The organism is Kitasatospora sp. NPDC038210, from assembly GCF_055600605.1.
The window spans coordinates 102176-120674 of the sequence record NZ_JBVJYK010000012.1; the positions used below are offsets into that span (position 1 = coordinate 102176).

At 74.1% G+C, this 18499-nt stretch carries 16 protein-coding genes and 3 tRNA genes; 8 read left to right on the forward strand and 11 right to left on the reverse strand.

What is annotated here, in order from left to right:
• Positions 1-338 precede the first annotated feature (338 nt).
• Positions 339-1364: an NADP-dependent oxidoreductase gene (locus tag ACZ7KX_RS24170; RefSeq protein WP_470328276.1), complete on the reverse strand. Its 1026-nt coding sequence runs from the start codon at positions 1362-1364 to the stop codon at positions 339-341.
• 103 nt (positions 1365-1467) lie between these two features.
• On the opposite strand from ACZ7KX_RS24170, the gene ACZ7KX_RS24175 reads away from it, so the two are divergent.
• Both ACZ7KX_RS24175 and ACZ7KX_RS24180 read left to right on the forward strand, forming a co-directional pair.
• Positions 1468-1932: a MarR family winged helix-turn-helix transcriptional regulator gene (locus tag ACZ7KX_RS24175; RefSeq protein WP_350523961.1), complete on the forward strand. Its 465-nt coding sequence runs from the start codon at positions 1468-1470 to the stop codon at positions 1930-1932.
• Between the two features lie 120 nt (positions 1933-2052).
• Positions 2053-3570, forward strand: coding sequence for an LCP family protein (locus ACZ7KX_RS24180; RefSeq protein ID WP_470328277.1), 1518 nt, complete (start codon positions 2053-2055; stop codon positions 3568-3570).
• Between the two features lie 45 nt (positions 3571-3615).
• On the opposite strand, the gene ACZ7KX_RS24185 is transcribed toward ACZ7KX_RS24180, so the two are convergent.
• The 5 genes from ACZ7KX_RS24185 to ACZ7KX_RS24205 all read right to left on the reverse strand — a co-directional run bounded on the left by ACZ7KX_RS24185 (position 3616) and on the right by ACZ7KX_RS24205 (position 6894).
• Positions 3616-4530, reverse strand: a complete 915-nt coding sequence (locus ACZ7KX_RS24185) for a 1-aminocyclopropane-1-carboxylate deaminase/D-cysteine desulfhydrase (protein WP_470328278.1) — start codon at positions 4528-4530, stop codon at positions 3616-3618.
• Positions 4531-4616: 86 nt separating this feature from the next.
• Positions 4617-5264, reverse strand: a complete 648-nt coding sequence (locus ACZ7KX_RS24190) for a GOLPH3/VPS74 family protein (RefSeq protein WP_470328279.1) — start codon at positions 5262-5264, stop codon at positions 4617-4619.
• Between the two features lie 38 nt (positions 5265-5302).
• Complete coding sequence (locus ACZ7KX_RS24195; RefSeq protein ID WP_396549517.1) at positions 5303-5545, reverse strand: type II toxin-antitoxin system antitoxin; 243 nt, start codon at positions 5543-5545, stop codon at positions 5303-5305.
• 9 nt (positions 5546-5554) lie between these two features.
• Positions 5555-6502: an SPFH domain-containing protein gene (locus ACZ7KX_RS24200; protein ID WP_470328280.1), complete on the reverse strand. Its 948-nt coding sequence runs from the start codon at positions 6500-6502 to the stop codon at positions 5555-5557.
• 318 nt (positions 6503-6820) lie between these two features.
• Positions 6821-6894 (reverse strand) — tRNA-Ile (locus ACZ7KX_RS24205).
• A 189-nt stretch (positions 6895-7083) separates the two neighbouring features.
• Here ACZ7KX_RS24205 and ACZ7KX_RS24210 point away from each other — a divergent pair.
• Both ACZ7KX_RS24210 and ACZ7KX_RS24215 read left to right on the forward strand, forming a co-directional pair.
• On the forward strand, positions 7084-7938 hold the full coding sequence (locus ACZ7KX_RS24210) for a trypsin-like serine peptidase (RefSeq protein ID WP_470328281.1): 855 nt from the start codon (positions 7084-7086) through the stop codon (positions 7936-7938).
• 118 nt (positions 7939-8056) lie between these two features.
• A complete protein-coding gene (locus ACZ7KX_RS24215; RefSeq protein WP_470328282.1) occupies positions 8057-8803 on the forward strand; it encodes a trypsin-like serine peptidase in 747 nt (248 codons plus the stop codon).
• Between the two features lie 125 nt (positions 8804-8928).
• On the opposite strand, the gene ACZ7KX_RS24220 is transcribed toward ACZ7KX_RS24215, so the two are convergent.
• Positions 8929-9001: transfer RNA gene (locus ACZ7KX_RS24220), tRNA-Asn, on the reverse strand.
• Between the two features lie 61 nt (positions 9002-9062).
• A tRNA-Asn gene (locus ACZ7KX_RS24225) sits at positions 9063-9135 on the reverse strand.
• A 231-nt stretch (positions 9136-9366) separates the two neighbouring features.
• On the opposite strand from ACZ7KX_RS24225, the gene ACZ7KX_RS24230 reads away from it, so the two are divergent.
• From ACZ7KX_RS24230 to ACZ7KX_RS24240, 3 genes are all read left to right on the forward strand, one after another.
• Positions 9367-9672: a hypothetical protein gene (locus ACZ7KX_RS24230; protein ID WP_470328283.1), complete on the forward strand. Its 306-nt coding sequence runs from the start codon at positions 9367-9369 to the stop codon at positions 9670-9672.
• A 107-nt stretch (positions 9673-9779) separates the two neighbouring features.
• Positions 9780-11213: an FGGY family carbohydrate kinase gene (locus tag ACZ7KX_RS24235; protein ID WP_470328284.1), complete on the forward strand. Its 1434-nt coding sequence runs from the start codon at positions 9780-9782 to the stop codon at positions 11211-11213.
• Positions 11214-11705: 492 nt separating this feature from the next.
• Entirely contained in the window at positions 11706-12863 is a 1158-nt protein-coding gene (locus ACZ7KX_RS24240; protein ID WP_470328285.1) for a helix-turn-helix domain-containing protein, read from the forward strand.
• On the opposite strand, the gene ACZ7KX_RS24245 is transcribed toward ACZ7KX_RS24240, so the two are convergent.
• From ACZ7KX_RS24245 to ACZ7KX_RS24255, 3 genes are all read right to left on the reverse strand, one after another.
• Positions 12860-14044, reverse strand: coding sequence for an RNA polymerase sigma factor (locus ACZ7KX_RS24245; protein WP_470328286.1), 1185 nt, complete (start codon positions 14042-14044; stop codon positions 12860-12862). The genes ACZ7KX_RS24240 and ACZ7KX_RS24245 overlap by 4 nt on opposite strands.
• Positions 14045-14164: 120 nt before the next feature.
• Positions 14165-16069 carry a DNA primase gene (gene dnaG, locus ACZ7KX_RS24250; RefSeq protein ID WP_470328287.1) on the reverse strand — a complete coding sequence of 635 codons (1905 nt, stop codon included), beginning with the start codon at positions 16067-16069 and terminating at the stop codon, positions 14165-14167.
• 67 nt (positions 16070-16136) lie between these two features.
• Positions 16137-17444, reverse strand: coding sequence for a deoxyguanosinetriphosphate triphosphohydrolase (locus ACZ7KX_RS24255; RefSeq protein WP_350523948.1), 1308 nt, complete (start codon positions 17442-17444; stop codon positions 16137-16139).
• 115 nt (positions 17445-17559) lie between these two features.
• Here ACZ7KX_RS24255 and ACZ7KX_RS24260 point away from each other — a divergent pair, with 115 nt between their 5' ends.
• Positions 17560-18474 carry a DUF3592 domain-containing protein gene (locus ACZ7KX_RS24260; RefSeq protein ID WP_470328288.1) on the forward strand — a complete coding sequence of 305 codons (915 nt, stop codon included), beginning with the start codon at positions 17560-17562 and terminating at the stop codon, positions 18472-18474.
• Positions 18475-18499 lie beyond the last annotated feature (25 nt).

Sequence of the window (18499 nt, forward strand, 5' to 3'; positions counted from 1 at the left end):
CGCCTTCCCCAGCTGCCTCGTGCCTGCAGTTGATCCACAGTTACCCACGTTTGCCGACATTAAGCCACTAAATTGAGCAAAACGGACAGGCTTTCGCTCAATGCTAGTCGAATCCTCAACGAGGTCTACCCCTCGGTCGGATCTCTCCCCCGAACGGCCCCATCGCCAGGCGGAACCACCGTACCGCGCCGCCCCGTACCGCGGCTGACACACTTTCGGATCCGGCCGGAATGCGGTAGTGCGGCCGGTCGCCCTGCGCCCGACTGCGAACCTTCCACGACGAACCGCCCCGCACGCCCGGTCGGGGCGGCGGGGCGGTCGACGGTCGTGACGGTTCGTCAGCCGTCCAGGCGGACGACCATCTTGCCGGTGTTGGCGCCGCGCAGCAGGCCGAGGAAGGCGTCCACCGTGCTGTCGATGCCCTCGGTCACCGTCTCGCGGTACTTGAGCTCACCGGAGCGCACCCACGCCGAGACCTCCTCGACGAACTGCGGCTGGAGGTCGTAGTGGTCGCCGACGAGCAGGCCCTCCATCCGGAAGCGCTTGGCGATGATCTGCGCCAGGTTGCGCGGGGCCGGGGTGGGCTCGGTGGCGTTGTACTGCGAGATCATGCCGCACACCGCGATCCGGCCGTGCAGGTTCATCACCTCGATCGCCGCCTCAAGGTGCTCGCCGCCGACGTTGTCGAAGTAGACGTCGATGCCGTCGGGGGCCGCCGCCCGCAGCTGCTCGACCACCGGGCCGTTCTTGTAGTTGAACGCGGCGTCGAACCCGTACTCCGCTACGAGGAGCTCGACCTTGTCGTCCGAGCCGGCGGAGCCGATCACCCGCGCCGCGCCCTTCAGCTTGGCGATCTGGCCCACGATGCCGCCCACCGCGCCGGCCGCGCCGGACACGAACACCACGTCGCCGGCCTTGATCTCCGCGATCCGGGTCAGCCCCGCGTACGCGGTGAGCCCCGGCATGCCGAGCACGCCGAGGTAGGTGGAGAGCGGCGCGGCGTCCGGGTCCACCTTGACGGCCGTCCGGGCGTCGAAGGTCGCGTACTCGCGCCAGCCGAAGAAGTGCAGCACGTAGTCGCCCTCGGCGAAGCCCTCGGCCTGCGAGGCGACGACCCGGCCGACCGCCCCGCCCAGCATCGGCTCGTTCAGCGCGTACGGCTCGGCGTAGGACTTGCGGGCCGACATCCTGCCCCGCATGTACGGGTCCACCGAGAGGTAGGCGTTGCGGACCAGGATCTCGCCCGGGCCCGGGGTCCGGACCGGGGCCTCGACCAGGGCGAAGTCGGTCGGCACCGGCCAGCCCTCCGGGCGGGCGGCGAGGTGCCATTCACGGGCGGTGGCGGGGGTGGTCTGCTCTGCCATGGGTCGCGCTCCTTGCGGTTCAGGCACATGAAAGGTTGAGCAACTGAAGTAACGATGGACATAAAAGGTTCACCTTGTCAACTTTTCAGGTAGACTCTGGCGCATGGACACTCAGCCGGTCCGGGACGCCACGCCGCAGCCCGACGAGATCACCCGCGAGGTCGTCGACCTCATGGCCAACCTGGTCGCGCTCTTCCACCGCGAGTACGAGGACGCCGCCGCCGCCCGTTCGCTCACCGGCGCCCAGGCCAAGGTGCTGGCACTGCTGCGCCGCGGGCCGATGCCGATGCGCCAGATCGCCCAGACGCTCAGCTGCGAACCGTCCAACATCACCGGCATCGTCGACCGGCTGGAGTCCCGCGGCTTCGTCACCCGCGAGGCGGACCGGCAGGACCGCCGGGTCAAGCTGGTCGCTGCCACCGACACCGGGTCGGCCGCCTCCGCCGAGCTGCGCGAGTCCCTGAACTTCGCCCGCGAGCCGCTGGCCGCGCTCGGCCCGGACGAGCGGACGGTGCTGCGCGACCTGCTCCAGCGGATGCTCGCGGGCGCCTCCGGCCCCGGCGCGTGACCAGCATCACAGGCCCGACGGGCGATCCGTTCGCCCATCGGGGGTAACCGAACCGCCCCCCGGAACGTCTAACGTTCGAATCATCGAACGCGAGATACCTGAAGACGGGGGGCACGGAGGATGAGCAGCAGCACGCGCCGGCGCCGGTACCTGCGCACCGCCATCGGCCTGGCCGCCGTTCTGGTGCTGTCGGTCGTGGGTGCCGGAGCCTGGTTCTACCACCGGCTGGACAGCAACATCACCACGTTCGACGCGGGCGGTGTCGCCACCGAACGCCCGCCGGCCCCCGTCCCGGCCAGCCCCGGCGCCTCCGTGCCGGTCAACGTGCTGCTGCTCGGCTCGGACACCCGCGACGACGGCAACAACGCGCTGGGCGGCGGCGACGAGGGCGTCGGCCACTCGGACACCGCGATCGTGCTGCACATCTACGCCGACCACAAGCACGCCGTCGGCGTCTCCATACCCCGCGACACCCTGGTCACCGTCCCGTCCTGCCGGCTGCCGAGCGGCGCCTGGACGACCGCCAAGAACGACCAGATGTTCAACTCCGCCTTCACCGTGGGCGACGCCCCCAAGGGCAACCCCGCCTGCACCCAGAACACCGTGGAGAAGCTCACCGGGCTGCGGATCGACCACACCGTGGTGGTCGACTTCAAGGGCGCGGCCGCGATGGCCGACGCCGTGGGCGGCGTGGAGGCCTGCGTGCCCAACGACGTCAACGAGTACGGCATCCACCTGAAGAAGGGCCTGCAGAAGCTCTCCGGACAGTCCGCCGTGGACTACCTGCGGGCGCGCCACGGCATCGGCGACAACTCCGACGTGGGCCGGATGAAGCGTCAGCAGGCCTTCCTCTCCTCGATGATCAAGAAGGTCCAGGGCCAGGGCTTCTCGCTGCCCACCCTGCTGCCGCTGGCGGACGCCGCCACCAAGTCGCTCACCGTGGACGAGGGGCTGGGCACCGCGATGAAGCTGGTGGACTTCGCCCGCTCGGTCCAGGACATCAAGCTCTCCGACGTCACCTTCGTCACCGCGCCCTGGCGCTACGCGGGCGACCGGATCCGGCTGGTCCAGCCGGACGCCGACACCCTCTGGAAGCTGCTGCGCGAGGACCGCACCCTGGACGGGCAGAGCACCGCCGGGACGGGACAGGTGACCTCCTCCCCCACCACCCCGGCCGCCGGGACGCCGCTCACCCCCGAGCAGGCCGCGGCGCCGATCACCGTGGTCAACGGCGTCGGCACCCCCGGCCTCGCGGGCTCCGCCGAGCAGACGCTCAAGGGGCGGGGCTTCCTGAACATCACGCTCGGCTCCAACGCCCCGGGGCACCAGGCCACCCGGATCGCGTACGACCCCGCGCTGAAGGCCACCGCCGACCAGGTGGTGGCGCTGTTCCCCGGCGCCCAGGCGGTCGAGGAGCCCGGCTCGGAGGCGATCACCGTCACGCTCGGCGCCGACTACCGGTCGGCCGGCACGCAGATCAACGCGCTGCCCTCCCCGAGCCCGACGCCCGGCACCGCGGCCGACGGCACGCCGGGTGCCGCGCCGGGCACCGCACCGAAGGGCGGCATCCCCACCGGCATAGCGGAGAACACCCGCAACGCCGACACCGACCCCTGCGCCAACCTGACCTTCGGCTGACCGGCCCGGCAGCGGGCCGCCCGGGCCCGGCTGCCCGGCCCCCGGCTATTCGGGATCGGGCAGCCCGGTGACCACGGCGGTGAGGCGGGTGCCGGGCGGGAAGGCGCCCGCCCCGGCCAGGTCGGCCAGCGCGGCGAGCAGCTTGGCGACGTAACGCCGCTCCAACGGGACGCCGTGGCTGCGCTCGAACCGCTCGGCGAAGGCCGCCAGCTCCGCCGGGACCCTGCCGTAGCCGCCGCCGTGGTGCGCGTGGTCGATCCGCCAGTTGTCGAACCCGCGGCCGTACGCCGCCCGGTGGAGCCGGGCGACCTCCGCCTCCAGGTAGCCCTCTCCGCCGCGCAGCACGGCCACGCCGAGCGCCCGTGCGCCCGGCGGCAGGCCCGCCGCGATGCCCGCCAGGGTGCCGCCGGTGCCGACCGGGCAGCAGACCACGTCGCGGGCGCCCAGATCGGGCAGTTCGGCCGGGATCGCGGCGGCGCCGACGGCGGCCAGGGCGTTGGAACCGCCCTCCGGGAGCACCAGGCAGGGGCCCCAGCGGCGCTGCAGCTCGTCGTCCGTCCCCCGGTCGAGGCCGGCCCGGCCGGTGGCCTCCCGGTACGCGGACCGGGTCAGGAACTCCAGCCGCATCCCGGCCTCCTCGGCGGCCCGCAGCGACCAGTTGCGCGGCCGGTCCGCCAGTTCCTCACCGCGGACCAGGCCCACGCTCTCCAGCCCGAGCGCCCCGGCGGCGGCCGCGACGGCCCGCAGGTGGGTCGAGTAGCCGCCGCCGAAGGTCAGCAGCCGGGTGTGGCCCCGCTCGACGGCGGCGGCCAGGTTGGGCGCGAGCTTGCGCCACTTGTTGCCGGGGACGCTCGGGTGCAGCAGGTCGTCCCGTTTGAGCCGCAGTTCCACCCCGGCCCGGGCGAACGCCCCGTCGGTGCAGTCCACCAGCGGGGTCGGCAGCAGGGCGGGTTCGAGCACCCGGCCAGTTTACGGGCCCCGGTGGGCCGCCCGGACGGCACGGAGCCCGGCCGCCGACCGGCGACCGGGCTCGCGGGAGAGGCCGGTCAGCCCCCCACCACACCGTCGGCGCGGGTGGCGTTGACGGCCCGGCGCAGCGCCCGCGGGACGGGGCCGGCCGCGGGGGCCAGCTTGTCGATCCGGGCGCGGAACTCGCGGCGCCCGCCCCAGGTCAGGACCGAGCCCAGCTGGGCCGCGTCGACCAGGGCGACCAGGGCGGCGTCCGCCGGGTCGACCCGGCTGAGCGGGCCCTTCAGCGCCGAGCCGACCGACGCCACGAGCGACTTGCGCAGCCGGGGCTCCGTCAGGACGACCCTGGTGGACGGGAACAGCCCGAGCAGCCGGCGCGGCTCGACCCGGATCCGGCCGGCCGCCGCCAGGCCGTCCCGGACCACCCGCGCGGCGCGGGCGGTCGGGCCGCGGTTCCGGCCGACCCAGCTCTGCCAGCTGCGCCGCCGCTCCTGCCGGATCTGCTCCAGCAGCGCGGCGCTGAGCGGGTCCAGGCCGTCGGTCGGCCCGCCGGCGACGGCGGCCGGATACCGGCCGTCCTCGCGGATCAGTCCGCGCCGCAGGAGTTCGACGAGCGCCGCCGCCCGCACCACCAGGTCGAGCCGGTCGGTGGCGGTGAGCCGCTCGCGCTCGGGGTGGTAGGCCAGCAGGTACAGCTTCTCGGGAAGGGTGGCGGACAGGTCCATGTCGGTCTCCGAAAGGTCTTCGCGTGCCCGGCCACCGGTCAGCTCTCGTCGGAGCCGCCGGGCTCCGGACCGTCCTCGGCCGGGCTCTCCTTGGGCGGGCGTCCGCGCCGGGGAAGCCGGTTCGCGCCGCTGGGCATCCGGCCCGCGTCCGTGAGGGCGCGGCGGAGCAGGAACTCGATCTGCGCGTTGGTGCTGCGCAGGTCGTCCGCAGCCCATCTGGCGAGTGCGTCGTGAACTGAAGGGTCCAGTCGCAGCAGGATCTTCTTCCGTTCCGTCGCCACTGCCGCGCCTTACTGGTAGAGGGAGCCCGTGTTGACGACGGGCTGGGTGCCGCGGTCGCCGCAGAGCACCACCAGGAGGTTGCTCACCATGGCCGCCTTGCGCTCCTCGTCCAAGTCCACCACGTCGCGCTCGGCGAGCCGGTCCAGCGCCTCCTCGACCATGCCGACGGCGCCCTCGACGATCAGCTTGCGCGCCGCCACCACGGCCCCGGCCTGCTGGCGCTGCAGCATCACCTGGGCGACCTCCGGCGCGTACGCGAGCCTGGTGATCCGGGACTCGACCACCCGCACGCCGGCCGCGGCGACCCGGGCCGCGATCTCCGCGGAGAGCTTGCGGGCGATCTCGTCCGCGCCGTCCCGCAGCGACAACTGGCCCTCGTGGTGGGCGTCGTACGGGTAGCTGGTGGCGATGTGCCGTACGGCCGTCTCGGTCTGGATGGCGACGAAGTCGGTGTAGTCGTCCACCTCGAACACGGCCATCGCGGTGTCCTCGACCTGCCAGACCACCACGGCGGCGATCTCGATCGGGTTGCCGTCCGCGTCGTTGACCTTGGTGGTCTCGGTCTCGTGGTTGCGGATCCGCAGCGAGATGTGGCGCCGGCTGGTGAACGGGTTCATCCAGGTCAGGCCCTCGGCCCGGATGGTGCCCCGGTAGCGCCCGAGCAGCTGCACCACCCGCGCCTGGCCGGGCGAGACCACCGTCAGCCCGCACAGCAGCACCACCGAGGTGATCACCAGCAGTGGCCCGGCGACCACCAGCGCGGCGCCCAACCCGCCGTTCCCGCCGGTCAGTTGGACCACGCCGGTGATGAACGACCCGACCCCCGCGGCCAGGCCGAGCAACGCGCCGAAGAGCACCGGCAGTCCGGCGGCCCCGGTGACGACGCGTTCGGTGATCTTGGGGACCGGCAGGTCCAGGGCAGGGCCGTCCTCGACGGCGAAACGCGGCGTGGCCATGGGACCGACTCCTCCAACGAGTGCTGCATCCGATGGCAAAGTGATATCACTTTTTTCGCACACCGCGCCAGGGGTCGGCAGCCGGGGAAGCGCGGGAGGAGGAGGCGGCACGGGAGGCGGCACGGAGCCGACGCGGGAGGCTGCGCGAGGGCAGCGGGGGACGCCGGGGGCGATGTCCACGGGCGGGTGAATTCCGGCGCGCCACACGGGGAAAGGAGGTGGCCGCGGCCTAGACTCTGCGTCGTCGCAGGCGGCCGAGCTCCGGCTCGGAGGCCTGCCCTCGGAAGGTTCCGGGACCCTCCGCGCGCATCGAGAAGGTGGGGCGGGTGGGACTCGAACCCACGACCAAGGGATTATGAGTCCCCTGCTCTAACCGGCTGAGCTACCGCCCCGGTTCGCCGCGCGCCGGTCGTCGGCCACGGCAGCAGCAGACGGCCCCAGCGAGGCCGTCCCGGGCAGCATAGCCGGTCGATCACCCGTGGTGCGCGCCGGGGGCGCACCTGGGTGCGGGACGGTGCGCGCCTCTCCGGGCGGCGCAGCCCGGCTGGCGGCGCGGCACCCCTCCGGGGCAGCCTGGGCGGATGACGACACGTAGGGCGGGGGCGGCGGCCGGCGCGTTCGCGGCGGCGGTGCTGGCCGTGGCGGGCTGCACCACCTCGGCCGGGCCCGGCGGGGGCGTCCCCACAGTCACCTCGGCGCCGGCCACGACCGTCTCGGGGGACAGCCACGGCTGGAGCAGGCAGCGGCTCAGGAGCGCGGTCGCCCGGCGCACCGGGGTCACCCGGACCGCCAAGCCCACCGTGCTCAACGGACTGGTCGGCGCGGTGTTCACCCGCAACGCCGACGGCGACCACTTCTGCACGGCCAGCGTGGTCGACAGCGCCGGGCTCAACCTCATCGTCACCGCCGCCCACTGCGTCTGGGACCCGAAGCTCGGCCAGCGCAGCGACCTGGTCTTCGTCCCCGGCTACCGGGACGGGGACACCCCCAGCGGCGTCTGGCCGCTGCTGGCGGTCACCGTCGACGACGGCTGGAAGGACCACGCCGACCCGGACGCGGACGTCGCCTTCGCGGTCGTCCAGGCCCAGAACGGGCAGCAGGTCCAGCAGGTGCTCGGCGCCAACCGACTGGGCGTCAACCGCGGCTACCGGCTCCCGGTGAAGGTCACCGGATACCCGGGCAGCAGCGACGTCCCCATCACCTGCTCGAACACCACCTCCGAGCAGAGCCCCACCCAGCTGCGGATCGACTGCCCCGACTACACCGGCGGCACCAGCGGCAGCCCCTGGGTCACCGACTTCGACCCGGCCACCAGGACCGGCACCGTGGTCGGCGTGATCGGCGGCTACCAGGAGGGCGGCGACACCCCGGACACCTCGTACAGCAGCTACTTCGGCGACCGCGTGCAGGCGCTCTACGACCGCGCCACCGGCTGACCGGGCCGACGCCGGGCACCCGACGGTGGCGCCGCCCCGCACGGCCTGGTAGATCTTCCTCACGAACGGCGGAACGCACGACCCCGGTGCCCGCCCCGAGGAACGAGACGGAGCCCCGATGGCCCCCCGCCCGGCACGGCCCGCGCGCACGGCAGGCACGGCCGCCCTGGCCGCCCTGCTGCTCGCCGCCTCCACCGCGTGCGGCGGACAGGACGGGACGCCGACCGCCGAGGTGGCGGGCCAGAACCCCGCCCGGGACCGGATCGGCACGCTCTCCCTCCACACCGCACAGGGCCCCCGGGCCTGCACCGCCAGCGTCGTGCAGAGCCCCCGGCACAACCTGCTGGTGACCGCCGCGCACTGCGTGCAGAGCCGCCGGACCGGCCTGCTGGACGGCCTGGTGTTCACCCCCGGCTACCGCAACGGGTCCACCCCGTACGGGACTTGGCCGGTACAGTCGGTCACCGTCGATCCGCACTGGGCCTCCGACGACGACCCGGAGTACGACGTGGCGTTCGTGACGGTGGGCACGGTCGACGGCCGGCAGATCGAGGACACGGTCGGCGGCAACCCGATCGCCACCGGCGAGGGCTTCGGCCTGCCGGTCTCGGTGACCGGCTACCCGAACGAGAGCGACGAGCCGATCACCTGCTCGGTGCGGACCCGCTCGCAGAGCGCCACCCAGGAACGCTTCGACTGCGGCGGCTACACCGACGGCACCAGCGGCAGCCCGTGGGTGACCGAGAAGGGCGCCGTGGTCGGCGTGATCGGCGGCTACCAGGAGGGCGGGGAGACCCCGAGCACCTCGTACAGCGTGACCTTCGACCAGCGGGTGACCGACCTCTACCGGAAGGCGACCACCTGATTCCGGGGCCGTCCGGGACGGCGTCACGACGTGACGTACGCAACACCGTGCGACGGCAACACGAAGGCCCCCCGGTCGACCGAGGGGCCTTCGCTCTGAGCAGTCACCGGGCGCACCCGGTGCAGCTCCCGCAATTGGACTCGAACCAATAACCTGCCGGTTAACAGCCGGCTGCTCTGCCAATTGAGCTATGCGGGATCGCGGCACCAACCTGCGTACCACGGACGGGACCAGGACCTCGAAGAGTCCTCCTCCCGAGCTCCCCCAATTGGACTCGAACCAATAACCTGCCGATTAACAGTCGGCTGCTCTGCCAATTGAGCTATGGGGGATCGACTTCCGCCCCGGCCCCCGGTTTCCCGGACTCCGCGGCGCTCGCTGCGGGACATACATTAGCGCACTCGGGGGGGTGGTCCGCCAATCGCTTTCCCCGGTTGCCCCGGGGTTGCCGCCCGGCGTGCCCGGCGCGCGCCCCCGGCCGCGTCCGGGGATGCTGGGGGCGCGGACGGTTCGCCGTCCCGACGGACGGGTAGGGCAATGCGGCAGAAGGCCGCCAGGAGAGGGTGGATCCGACCATGTGGAAGCTGTCGTTGGCCGCGGGCTTCGCGGCCGGCTACGTGCTGGGCTCGCGGGCCGGGCGTCGGCGCTACGAGCAGATCGCCAGGGTCACCCGGCAGATCGCCCGGAACCCCACGGTGCAGAGCGCGGCCGACCGGGCCCGGCACCAGGCCGGTGCGGTGGCCGGGAAGGCCGCGGGCGCGGTCGCCGACCGGGTCGGCGACCGGCTGCCGCCGGCCGTCACCGACCGGGTGCCGTACTTCAACCGGGCCCGGGCGGAGGACGACGGCTGGGGTACCTTCCGCCCGTGACGGGACGGTGACCCGAAGGCGAAGCGGGACCCAACCGGGGGTCCCGAACGGGCAACGGCTCACCCGGCCCGGACGCGTCCCGGGCCGGGCTGAGGCATGATCTCGACATGGCCATCGTCGCGGGGATAGACAGCTCGACCAGCCGTACCCGGATCGTCGCGTGCGACACGGAGACCGGGGCCGTCCTTCGCTCCGGCAAGGCGCCGCACCCCGTCCCCGAGGACCAGGACCTGCGCCCCGGCGAGGCCGACCCGCAGGTCTGGCTGCACTCGCTCGGCGACGCCGCCGCCGGCGGCCTGCTGGAGGGCGTCCGGGCGATCGGCGTCAGCGCGCAGCAGCACGGCATGATCGGCCTGGACGCGGGCGGGGTGCAGGTCCGGCCCGCGATCCTGTGGAACGACCCGCGCTCCAGCGGCGCCGCCGCCAAGCTGCTGGACGCCCTCGGCGGCCCGGCCGGCTGGACCGCCGCGATCGGCGCCGTGCCCGCCCCGACGTACACCATCGCCAAGCTGCGCTGGCTGGCCGAGTTCGAGCCCGCCAACGCCCGCCGGGTCGCCGAGGTGCTGCTGCCGCACGACTGGCTGGTCTGGCAGCTGCTCGGCCACCCCAAGCGCCGCACCACCGACCGCGGCGACGCCTCCGGCACCGGCTACTGGTCGCCGATCACCGGCGAGTACCGGCAGGACCTGATCGAGCTGGCGCTCGGCCACGGGCTCAGGGTGCCCGACGTCCTCGGCCCCGCCGAGCCCGCCGGGCACACCCCCGAAGGCCTGCTGATCTCGGCCGGCACCGGGGACAACATGGCCGCCGCCCTGGGCCTGGGCCTGCGCCCGGGCGACGCGGTGGTTTCGCTCGGCAGCGCCGGGACGATCTTCGCGGTGCACGAGGAGGCCGTGGTGGACGCCTCCGGTCTGGTGTCCTCCTTCGCCGACGCCAGCGGCCGCCACCTGCCGATGGTCGCCACCCTCAACGCGGCCCAGGTACTGCTCTCCACCGCCGCGCTGCTCGGCCGGGACCTGGAGGGCCTGAGCGAACTCGCCCTGCACTCCTCCCCCGGCGCGTACGGCCTGGTGCTGCTGCCCTACCTGGACGGCGAGCGCACCCCCGCGCTGCCGCACGCGGCCGGCACCCTGACCGGCCTGCGCGCCGAGGCGATGACGCCCCAGCACCTGGCCCGGGCCGCCGTCGAGGGCATGCTGTGCAACATCGCGGACGCGCTGGACGTGCTGCGCGCCCAGGGCGTCGGGGTGAAGCGGGTCTTCCTGCTCGGTACGGCCGGGCGGCTGCCCGCCGTGCGGCACATCGCCCCGATGCTGTTCGGCGCCCCGGTCGTGGTGCCGCCGCCGGGCGCGCACGCCGCCCGCGGGGCCGCCCGGCAAGCCGCCTGGGCGCTGGCGGGCACCGTGGAGCCGCCGGAGTGGGAGCTGCCGGACGCACAGACCGTCGAGCCCGACGGGGAACAGGACCTGGCGATCGGCTCGGCGGTGCGGCAGCAGTACCGCGCCGCCCGCGACCAGATCCACCCGGAGGCGTCGGCCTGACCGACCGGCCGCGGTGGCGGCCTTCCTCACCCGCCGGTGCTGCGGCGCCGGCCCGCCCGAGGAGCACGGGGCGCCGGCCCGGCGCGTCGGCGCCACCGGGCCGCCGCAGGGACGTCACGGCGGGAGGGCGCACCGAAGCGCCCTCCCGCCGGTTGTCCCGGGCGGGCCGGGGCAGCCTCCCCCCGCGAGGCTGCCCCGGCCCGGTGGGGGAACCGAGACGGATTCCGGACGGCCGACGCGCGTCCGTCCGGAATCCGGACGGACCCGTCGGACGGCCGACCGCTCCGACCAGAGAACTCTGCACGACGGCCACATGGTTGTTCGAGCGTCACTGGGCTTGTGAGACACTTCCGTCCGTCTCAGCGCCATGACCAGGGGATTGAGACGCCAGGCCGATGAGGTTGGAGACGCGGAGACACCCGAACGGCCCGGGCCGGAGCCCGTTCCGCCCGTTCACGTCCCCCGTTCCGCCCCTCACATTTGGAAGGCCGCATGGGTTCCGCCTGGAAGAACCTGCCCGAGGAGTTGTCAGAGCCCGCCAGACGCCTGGCCGAAGAGCTCCGGGCCATCAAGGACGCCGCCGGACTCTCGCTGTCCGAGCTGGCCTCGCGCACGCACTACAGCCGGGCCTCGTGGGAGCGCTGGCTGAACGGCAAGCGGGTCGTCACCGAGCAGGCGCTGGACGCGCTGATCGGCGCGGTGGACTGCGACGGGACGGCGCTGCGCGCGCTCTGGGAGCGGGCGGTGACGGCGCCCGGGGAACCGGCCGAGCCGTCGGGTGCCCCGGCGGGAACGCCGCCCCATGACGGGTCCGGCGAGGCCGTCGAGCCCGTCGCCCCCGTCGAGCCCGCCGCGCCCGGTGCGGGGTCCGCCGGGGAACCGGACGAGGCGCTGGTGACCGGCCAGGCGCCGGAGCCCGCCCCCGTCGCCTGGTGGCGGCGCCCGGCGGCGCTGCTCACCGGCGCGGCGGTGCTGGCGGCCCTGCTGGTGCTGGTCGGCCTGCGCGCCGCCCGGCACGACGGACCGCAGACCGCCGCCGGGCCGCACCCCGCCCCCTCCGCGGTCGCCACCGCCTCCCCGGCAGCCACCCCGTCCCCGGCCGCGACCACCTCCGGCGCCCGGCCCATCCCGGCCGCTCCCACCTGCCAGGCCATGGGCTGCGACCACAAGGACCCCAAGTACACCGGCTGCGGCAAGGACGCGCGGACCCTGCACACCGACGTGATCGGCAAGGTGGTGATCTACCTCCGCTACAGCCAGGCGTGCCAGGCCGCGTGGGCCGCGATCACCGAGGGCGAGCCGAACGACTTCGCGACGATCATCGACAGCACCGGCGACAGCGAGCAGGCGCTCATCCACTACGGGTACGACAACTACTCGCAGATGCTGAACGCGTCGGACCCGACGATCGGTTTCCACCTCTGCGGGCACCAGCCGGCCGGGGACCTCTGCACCTCGGAGGTCTTCGACCTGGCCTCCGTGGTGGCGTCGACCCCGATCCCGATCGGCCCCGCCTCGCCGCCGCCGGGCACCGGAGCGGGCGCGGCCACCACCCCCGCGACCGACCCGACGGCGGCCCCGGCCCCGGCGACGGCCCCGGCGGCGGCGACGGCCCCGGCGGCGGCGACCGACTCGCCGACGCCCTCTTAGTCGAGGTACCCGCGCAGCTGCTCGGCGAAGGCGTGGTCGCGCAGCTTGACCAGCGTCTTCGACTCGATCTGGCGGATCCGCTCCCGCGTCACGCCGAACACCGCGCCGATCTCCTCCAGCGTGCGGGGGCGCCCGTCGTCCAGCCCGTAGCGGAGCTGGACGACCTGGCGCTCCCGCTCGCCCAGGGTGGCCAGCACCGCGTCGAGGTGCTGGCGCAGCAGCAGGAAGGTCGCGGACTCGGCGGGCGAGGCGGCGTCGGCGTCCTCGATCAGGTCGCCGAGCGCGACGTCGTCCTCCTCGCCGACCGGGGTGTGCAGCGAGATCGGCTCCCGGGCCAGCCGGAGCAGCTCCCGCACCCGTTCCGCGGTCAGCTCCAGGACGGCGGCGATCTCGGCCGCGGTCGGCTCCAGGCCGCGCTCCTGCAGCAGTCCCCGCTGGACCCGGACCACCCGGTTGATCAGCTCGACCACGTGGACCGGCACCCGGATCGTCCGGGCCTGGTCGGCCAGGGCCCGGCTCATCGACTGGCGGATCCACCAGGTCGCGTACGTGGAGAACTTGTAGCCGCGGGCGTAGTCGAACTTCTCCACCGCCCGGATCAGGCCCAGGTTGCCCTCCTGGATCAGGTCCAGCAGGGTCAGCCCGCGGCCGACGTAGCGCTTGGCCACGGAGACCACGAGGCGCAGATTGGCCTCGATCAGCCGGCGTTTGGCGATCCGGCCCCGCACCACCAGGGTGTCCAGCTCGCCGGCCAGCGGGTCGGTCAGCGGCGGGTGCCCGTTCAGCCGCTCCTCGGCGAACAGGCCGGCCTCGACCCTGCGGGCCAGCTCGACCTCCTCGACGGCGGTGAGCAGGCGGATCCGGCCGATCTCGCGCAGGTACTGGCGCAGCAGGTCGGCGGCCGGGCCGCCGTTCTCGGCCGCCTCGCGGCGCGCGTCCGCCGGGTCGACACCGGCGTCTCCCCCGGAGTCCGCTTCGCGTCCGGCCTCGGGCTCGTGCTCGGACCCGGCCTCCGGGCTGTCCGGGTGGCCCTCCGACAGGCCCTGGGCAGGGACCCGCGCACCGCCCGGGGGTGCCGCCCCGGCCCGGCCGTGGTCGGCCTCCTGCTCCCCGGCCGGTCCGGCGGGGTTCGCTCTCGTACTGGTGGTGGTCGCTGCGGCGAGGCCTTGCTCCACGGGCATCCCCTCGGGGCGGGCGCGACTCTGGCGGACCCGCGCTGTACGGAGGTGGGACGCCCTCCAGTGTGCGGTACGCCACACTCCGTGGCCGAGACTCGTGCGCCGACTTTCTGCGCAACCGTCCTACAGCGCCGCGGCACCCCGGCTGCGCAGCGCCTGCCCGTACTGCTGGAGCTGCCACAGCTCGGTCTGCACCGCGTGCAGCTGCTCGGCGTCGGCCCGGTGGCCGAGCCGCTGGAGGTAGCCGCGGACCTCGTCGATCCGGCGGTCGACGGCCAGCCGGCGCAGCTTGACCAGGAACTCCCCCGCGTAGACCGCGTCCGCCTTGCGGCGCGAGCGCACCGGCTCGACGGTCAGCTCGGTGACCAGCGAGCGCACCCGGTCGTCCGGGGAGGCCTCGCGCACCGCGCTGGTGAAGTCCGGCAGGGTCGCACCGTACGCGGCGCCGCCCGCCTTGGCGATGGCCTGCCGGACGGCGGTGTACGGCGGGGTCGGGAACTCGTCCTCGCCGTAGTGGTCGAAGGCCGGGCTGACCAGGTCCGGGTGCTGCAGGGCCAGCTTCAGCAGCTCGCGCTCGACGAACTGGGCCGGGTCGCGCGGGTTGAGCCGGAAGGCGGCCTGCGCGGGGCGCGGCGGCTGCACCGGCTCGGGGCGGCGCTGCGCGGCACCGCGCGGGTTCTGCTGGCGCTCGCGGTCCCAGCGGGCCAGCTGGGAGACCCGGCGCACCACGAAGGGCTCGTCCAGGATGCCCAGCATGCCGGCCAGCCGGACGGCGTACTCGTGCTGGATCGAGCGGTCCTTGATCTTGGCGACGATCGGGGCCGCCTCCTCCAGCGCCGCCGAGCGCCCCTCCGGGGTGTCCACCCGGTGCCGGGCCACCACCGAGGTCAGCGCGAACTCGAACAGCGGGACCGGGTTGTCGATCAGCTGCTTGACCGCCTCGTCGCCCTGGGCCAGGCGCAGCTCGCACGGGTCCATGCCCCCCGGGCTGACCGCGATGGAGGTCTTTGCGGCGAACTTCTGGTCGTCCTCGAAGGCCCGCAGCGCGGCCTTCTGGCCCGCGGCGTCGCCGTCGAAGGTGAAGACCGTCTCGCCCCGGTACTGGGAGGTGTCCATCAGCAGCCGGCGGATGATCTTGATGTGGTCCTCGGCGAACGCGGTGCCGCAGGTGGCCACCGCCGAGGTCACCCCCGCCAGGTGGCAGGCCATCACGTCGGTGTAGCCCTCGACCACCACCGCCCGGCCCGACTTGGCGATCTCCTTCTTCGCCAGGTCGATGCCGTACAGCACGTGGGACTTCTTGTAGATCGGCGTCTCGGGGGTGTTCAGGTACTTCGGGCCGTTGTCGTCCTCGCGCAGTCGGCGTGCGCCGAAGCCGACCACCTCGCCGGCGATGTCCCGGATCGGCCACACCAGCCGGCCCCGGAAGCGGTCGATCAGGCCGCCGCGCTGGCCCTGCGAGGCCAGGCCGCCGAGCAGGATCTCCTTGTCGGTGAAGCCCTTGCCGCGCAGGTAGCGGACCAGGTGCTCCCAGCCGGCCGGCGCGTAGCCGACGCCGAAGGCCTTGGCCGCCTCCTCGTCGAAGCCGCGCTCGGCCAGGAAGCGGCGGCCGATCTCCGCCTCCGGCGAGGCCAGCTGCTCCCGGTAGTAGGCGGCGGCCACCTTGTGCGCCTCGACCAGGCGGGTGCGCTCGCCCTGCTGGTGGCGCGGGCTGTAGCCGCCCTCCTCGTAGCGCAGCGTGATGCCCGCCTGGGCGGCCATCCGCTCGACGGCCTCGGCGAAGGTGAAGTGCTCGATCTTCATCAGGAAGGCGATGGTGTCGCCGTTCTCCTGGCAGCCGAAGCAGTGGAAGACGCCCTTGGCGGGGTTCACGTAGAAGGAGGCGGACTTCTCGTCGTGGAAGGGGCAGACGCCCTTGTACTCCCCGCCGCCACCGTTGGTCAGCTGTACGTAGTCGCCGACCACCGCGTCGATCGGCAGTGCGCTGCGCACCGCCTGTACGTCTTCGTCCCTGATCCGCCCGGCCACCCCGGAAGTCTACTGGGGTGGCCGGGGTTTCGAGCAGGGGCCGGAGCCGGGCCCGCGGGCCGCGGCGTCACGCCCCGGCGGCGCCCACGAGCTTGGCGTGCAGGGCCAGCGCCGAGGCGTCGGTCAGGGTCGCGATCTGGTCGATGACCGTGCGCAGGGCGGCCCGGTCGTCCTCGGCCTCGCGGTACATCGCGGCGAACACCGGGTCCAGGCCCTCGGGGGCGCGCCGGGTGAGGACGTCCGCCAGCTCGGCGATCACGACCCGCTGGCGGGCCCGCAGCTGGGCCTGCTCGTCGCGCTGCATGACGAAGCGGACGGCGAGCGCCTTGAGCACCGCGCACTCCAGCCGGACGTCCCGCGGCACCACCAGCTCGGCGGCGTAGCGGGTGAGCCGCCCGGGGCCGTAGCGGGCGCGGGTGGCCTGCTCGGCGGCCAGGCAGAAGCGGCCGATCAGCTGGCTGGTGAGGTCCTTCAGCCCGGCCCGGTCGCGCGCGGTGCCGTCGTACGAGCGGGGCCACCACTCCTGGGCGAGCAGCCGGTCCAGGGCGGCGGCCAGCTCCTCCGGCTCGGCGTCGGAAGCGTAGCGCCGGGCGACCTCGAAGACCTCGGTGCGCTCGCTCGGGGCGCGCAGCGCGGCCGGGTCGATGTGGCCGGCCTGGAGGCCGTCCTCGACGTCGTGGGTGGAGTAGGCCACGTCGTCGGACCAGTCCATCACCGTGGCCTCGAAGCACTTGCGCCCGGCCGGGGAGCCGGCCCGCAGCCAGCGGAAGACCGGCAGGTCGTCGGCGTAGACGCCGTACTTGGGCGAGGCCGGGTCGACGGGGTGGGCGCCCTTGGTCCACGGGTACTTGGTGGCGGCGTCGAGCGCGGCGCGGGTCAGGTTGAGGCCGACGCTGCGGCCGGGCCAGGGGGCGAGCCGGGTCGACGGCTCCTCCTTGGGGGCGAAGCGCTTGGGTTCGAGCCTGGTCAGGATGCGCAGCGACTGGGCGTTGCCCTCGAAGCCCCCGCACTGCTCGGCGGCCTGGTCGAGGGCCTCCTCACCGGTGTGGCCGAAAGGCGGGTGGCCGATGTCGTGGGCCAGGCAGCCGGCCTCCACCAGGTCCGGGTCGCAGCCCAGGGCCGCGCCCAACTCCCGCCCCACCTGGGCGCATTCGAGGGAGTGGGTGAGCCTGGTCCGCGGGAAGTCGCTGCGCATCGGGGCGACCACCTGGGTGGTGCCGGCCAGCCGGCGCAGCGCCGCGGAGTGCAGCACCCGGGCGCGGTCGCGCTGGAACGCCGTCCGGCCCGGGCGCTTGTCGGGTTCGGGGACCCAGCGGGCCTCGGCGTTGTGGTCGTACGGGATCGGGTCGGCGAGGCGGTGCGCGGTGTCATCCATATGCCCCTCACGGTACGCCGCACCCCCGACACCCGGGATGTGCCGCGCACGAAGGGGCGTGGACGGGAGCGTGAACCCTTGCCCCCACGCCCCTGCGCGCCATTACGCTGCGGGCATGTCCGACTCATCGTCACCGGCGGGCCCGCGTCCGGCGCGGATGCCCGAACTGGTCCTGCGCGGCCCCCGCGTCCAAGCCCGGCTGGAACGGCGGCACGTGGTCGTCGAGCAGGGTGGGACGACCCACCGGATCCCCGTCGAGGCCGTCGAACGCGTCGAGTCCCGGCCGGGCGTGGTGGAGGTGGTGCTGCACTCCGCGACCGCACCCGCCACGGTCTTCGCGATAGGCCACCGCAACCGGCGCGCGGCCGAGGCGTTCACCCGGGTCCTGTCCGACGCGCTGCCGGTCGCGGACCGGGCCGCACGGCCGGTGGACGGCGCGGCCCTGGTGACGACGGAGCACGAGGAGCGTGCGCCGGCCGGGCGGCTGCGGCTCCTCCTGTTCTCCTGGCCGGGCCTCCTCGGCTGCACCTACCTCTGCGGCCTCCTCGCGATCCCGTTCGGCGCCTCCGGGCACCGGACGGGTGCGGCCCTCCGGTGGCTGCTCAGCCCGCTGGCGATCGGGGCGGCCTACGGCGCCTGGGACACGATGCTCCGCACCCTCAGGGGCTGGGTGCTGCTGAGGCGGGGCATCACCGTGGTGGCCCGGGTCGTCGGCCACGAGACCGACGACTCCGGCGAGAGCACGCTCCACTACGCCAAGTACGAGTTCGTGGACGCGACGGGCCGCACGCGCACCCACACCGAGGAGGACAAGGAGGAGTACGTCCTCTCGGACACCGTGCAGATCAGCTACGACCCCGACGACCCGCGGCTGGTCCGGCGGCGCGACCGGCTGGGTCCGCGGGTCCTCGGAGCCGGCGCGGGGCTGCTCCTGATCGCCCTGCCGCTCGCGCTCCTGGGGCTGTACCTCAGCGCCGGCTCGCTGTGGGAGGTCTTCACCACGACCGGGGCCGCACCCGGGGAGCGGTAGCCCCCGGGCGGCGGCTCAGCCGCGG

Excerpts from the sequence above, each read along its gene's own strand:
- ACZ7KX_RS24190 (WP_470328279.1), bottom strand. The coding sequence starts at position 5,264 with ATGGACCTGTCCGCCACCCTTCCCGAGAAGCTGTACCTGCTGGCCTAC.
- ACZ7KX_RS24200 (WP_470328280.1), bottom strand. The coding sequence starts at position 6,502 with ATGGCCACGCCGCGTTTCGCCGTCGAGGACGGCCCTGCCCTGGACCTG.
- ACZ7KX_RS24240 (WP_470328285.1), top strand. The coding sequence starts at position 11,706 with ATGGGTTCCGCCTGGAAGAACCTGCCCGAGGAGTTGTCAGAGCCCGCC.
- ACZ7KX_RS24180 (WP_470328277.1), top strand. The coding sequence starts at position 2,053 with ATGAGCAGCAGCACGCGCCGGCGCCGGTACCTGCGCACCGCCATCGGC.
- ACZ7KX_RS24215 (WP_470328282.1), top strand. The coding sequence starts at position 8,057 with ATGGCCCCCCGCCCGGCACGGCCCGCGCGCACGGCAGGCACGGCCGCC.
- ACZ7KX_RS24235 (WP_470328284.1), top strand. The coding sequence starts at position 9,780 with ATGGCCATCGTCGCGGGGATAGACAGCTCGACCAGCCGTACCCGGATC.
- ACZ7KX_RS24210 (WP_470328281.1), top strand. The coding sequence starts at position 7,084 with ATGACGACACGTAGGGCGGGGGCGGCGGCCGGCGCGTTCGCGGCGGCG.
- ACZ7KX_RS24175 (WP_350523961.1), top strand. The coding sequence starts at position 1,468 with ATGGACACTCAGCCGGTCCGGGACGCCACGCCGCAGCCCGACGAGATC.
- ACZ7KX_RS24260 (WP_470328288.1), top strand. The coding sequence starts at position 17,560 with ATGTCCGACTCATCGTCACCGGCGGGCCCGCGTCCGGCGCGGATGCCC.
- ACZ7KX_RS24170 (WP_470328276.1), bottom strand. The coding sequence starts at position 1,364 with ATGGCAGAGCAGACCACCCCCGCCACCGCCCGTGAATGGCACCTCGCC.
- ACZ7KX_RS24255 (WP_350523948.1), bottom strand. The coding sequence starts at position 17,444 with ATGGATGACACCGCGCACCGCCTCGCCGACCCGATCCCGTACGACCAC.
- ACZ7KX_RS24245 (WP_470328286.1), bottom strand. The coding sequence starts at position 14,044 with ATGCCCGTGGAGCAAGGCCTCGCCGCAGCGACCACCACCAGTACGAGA.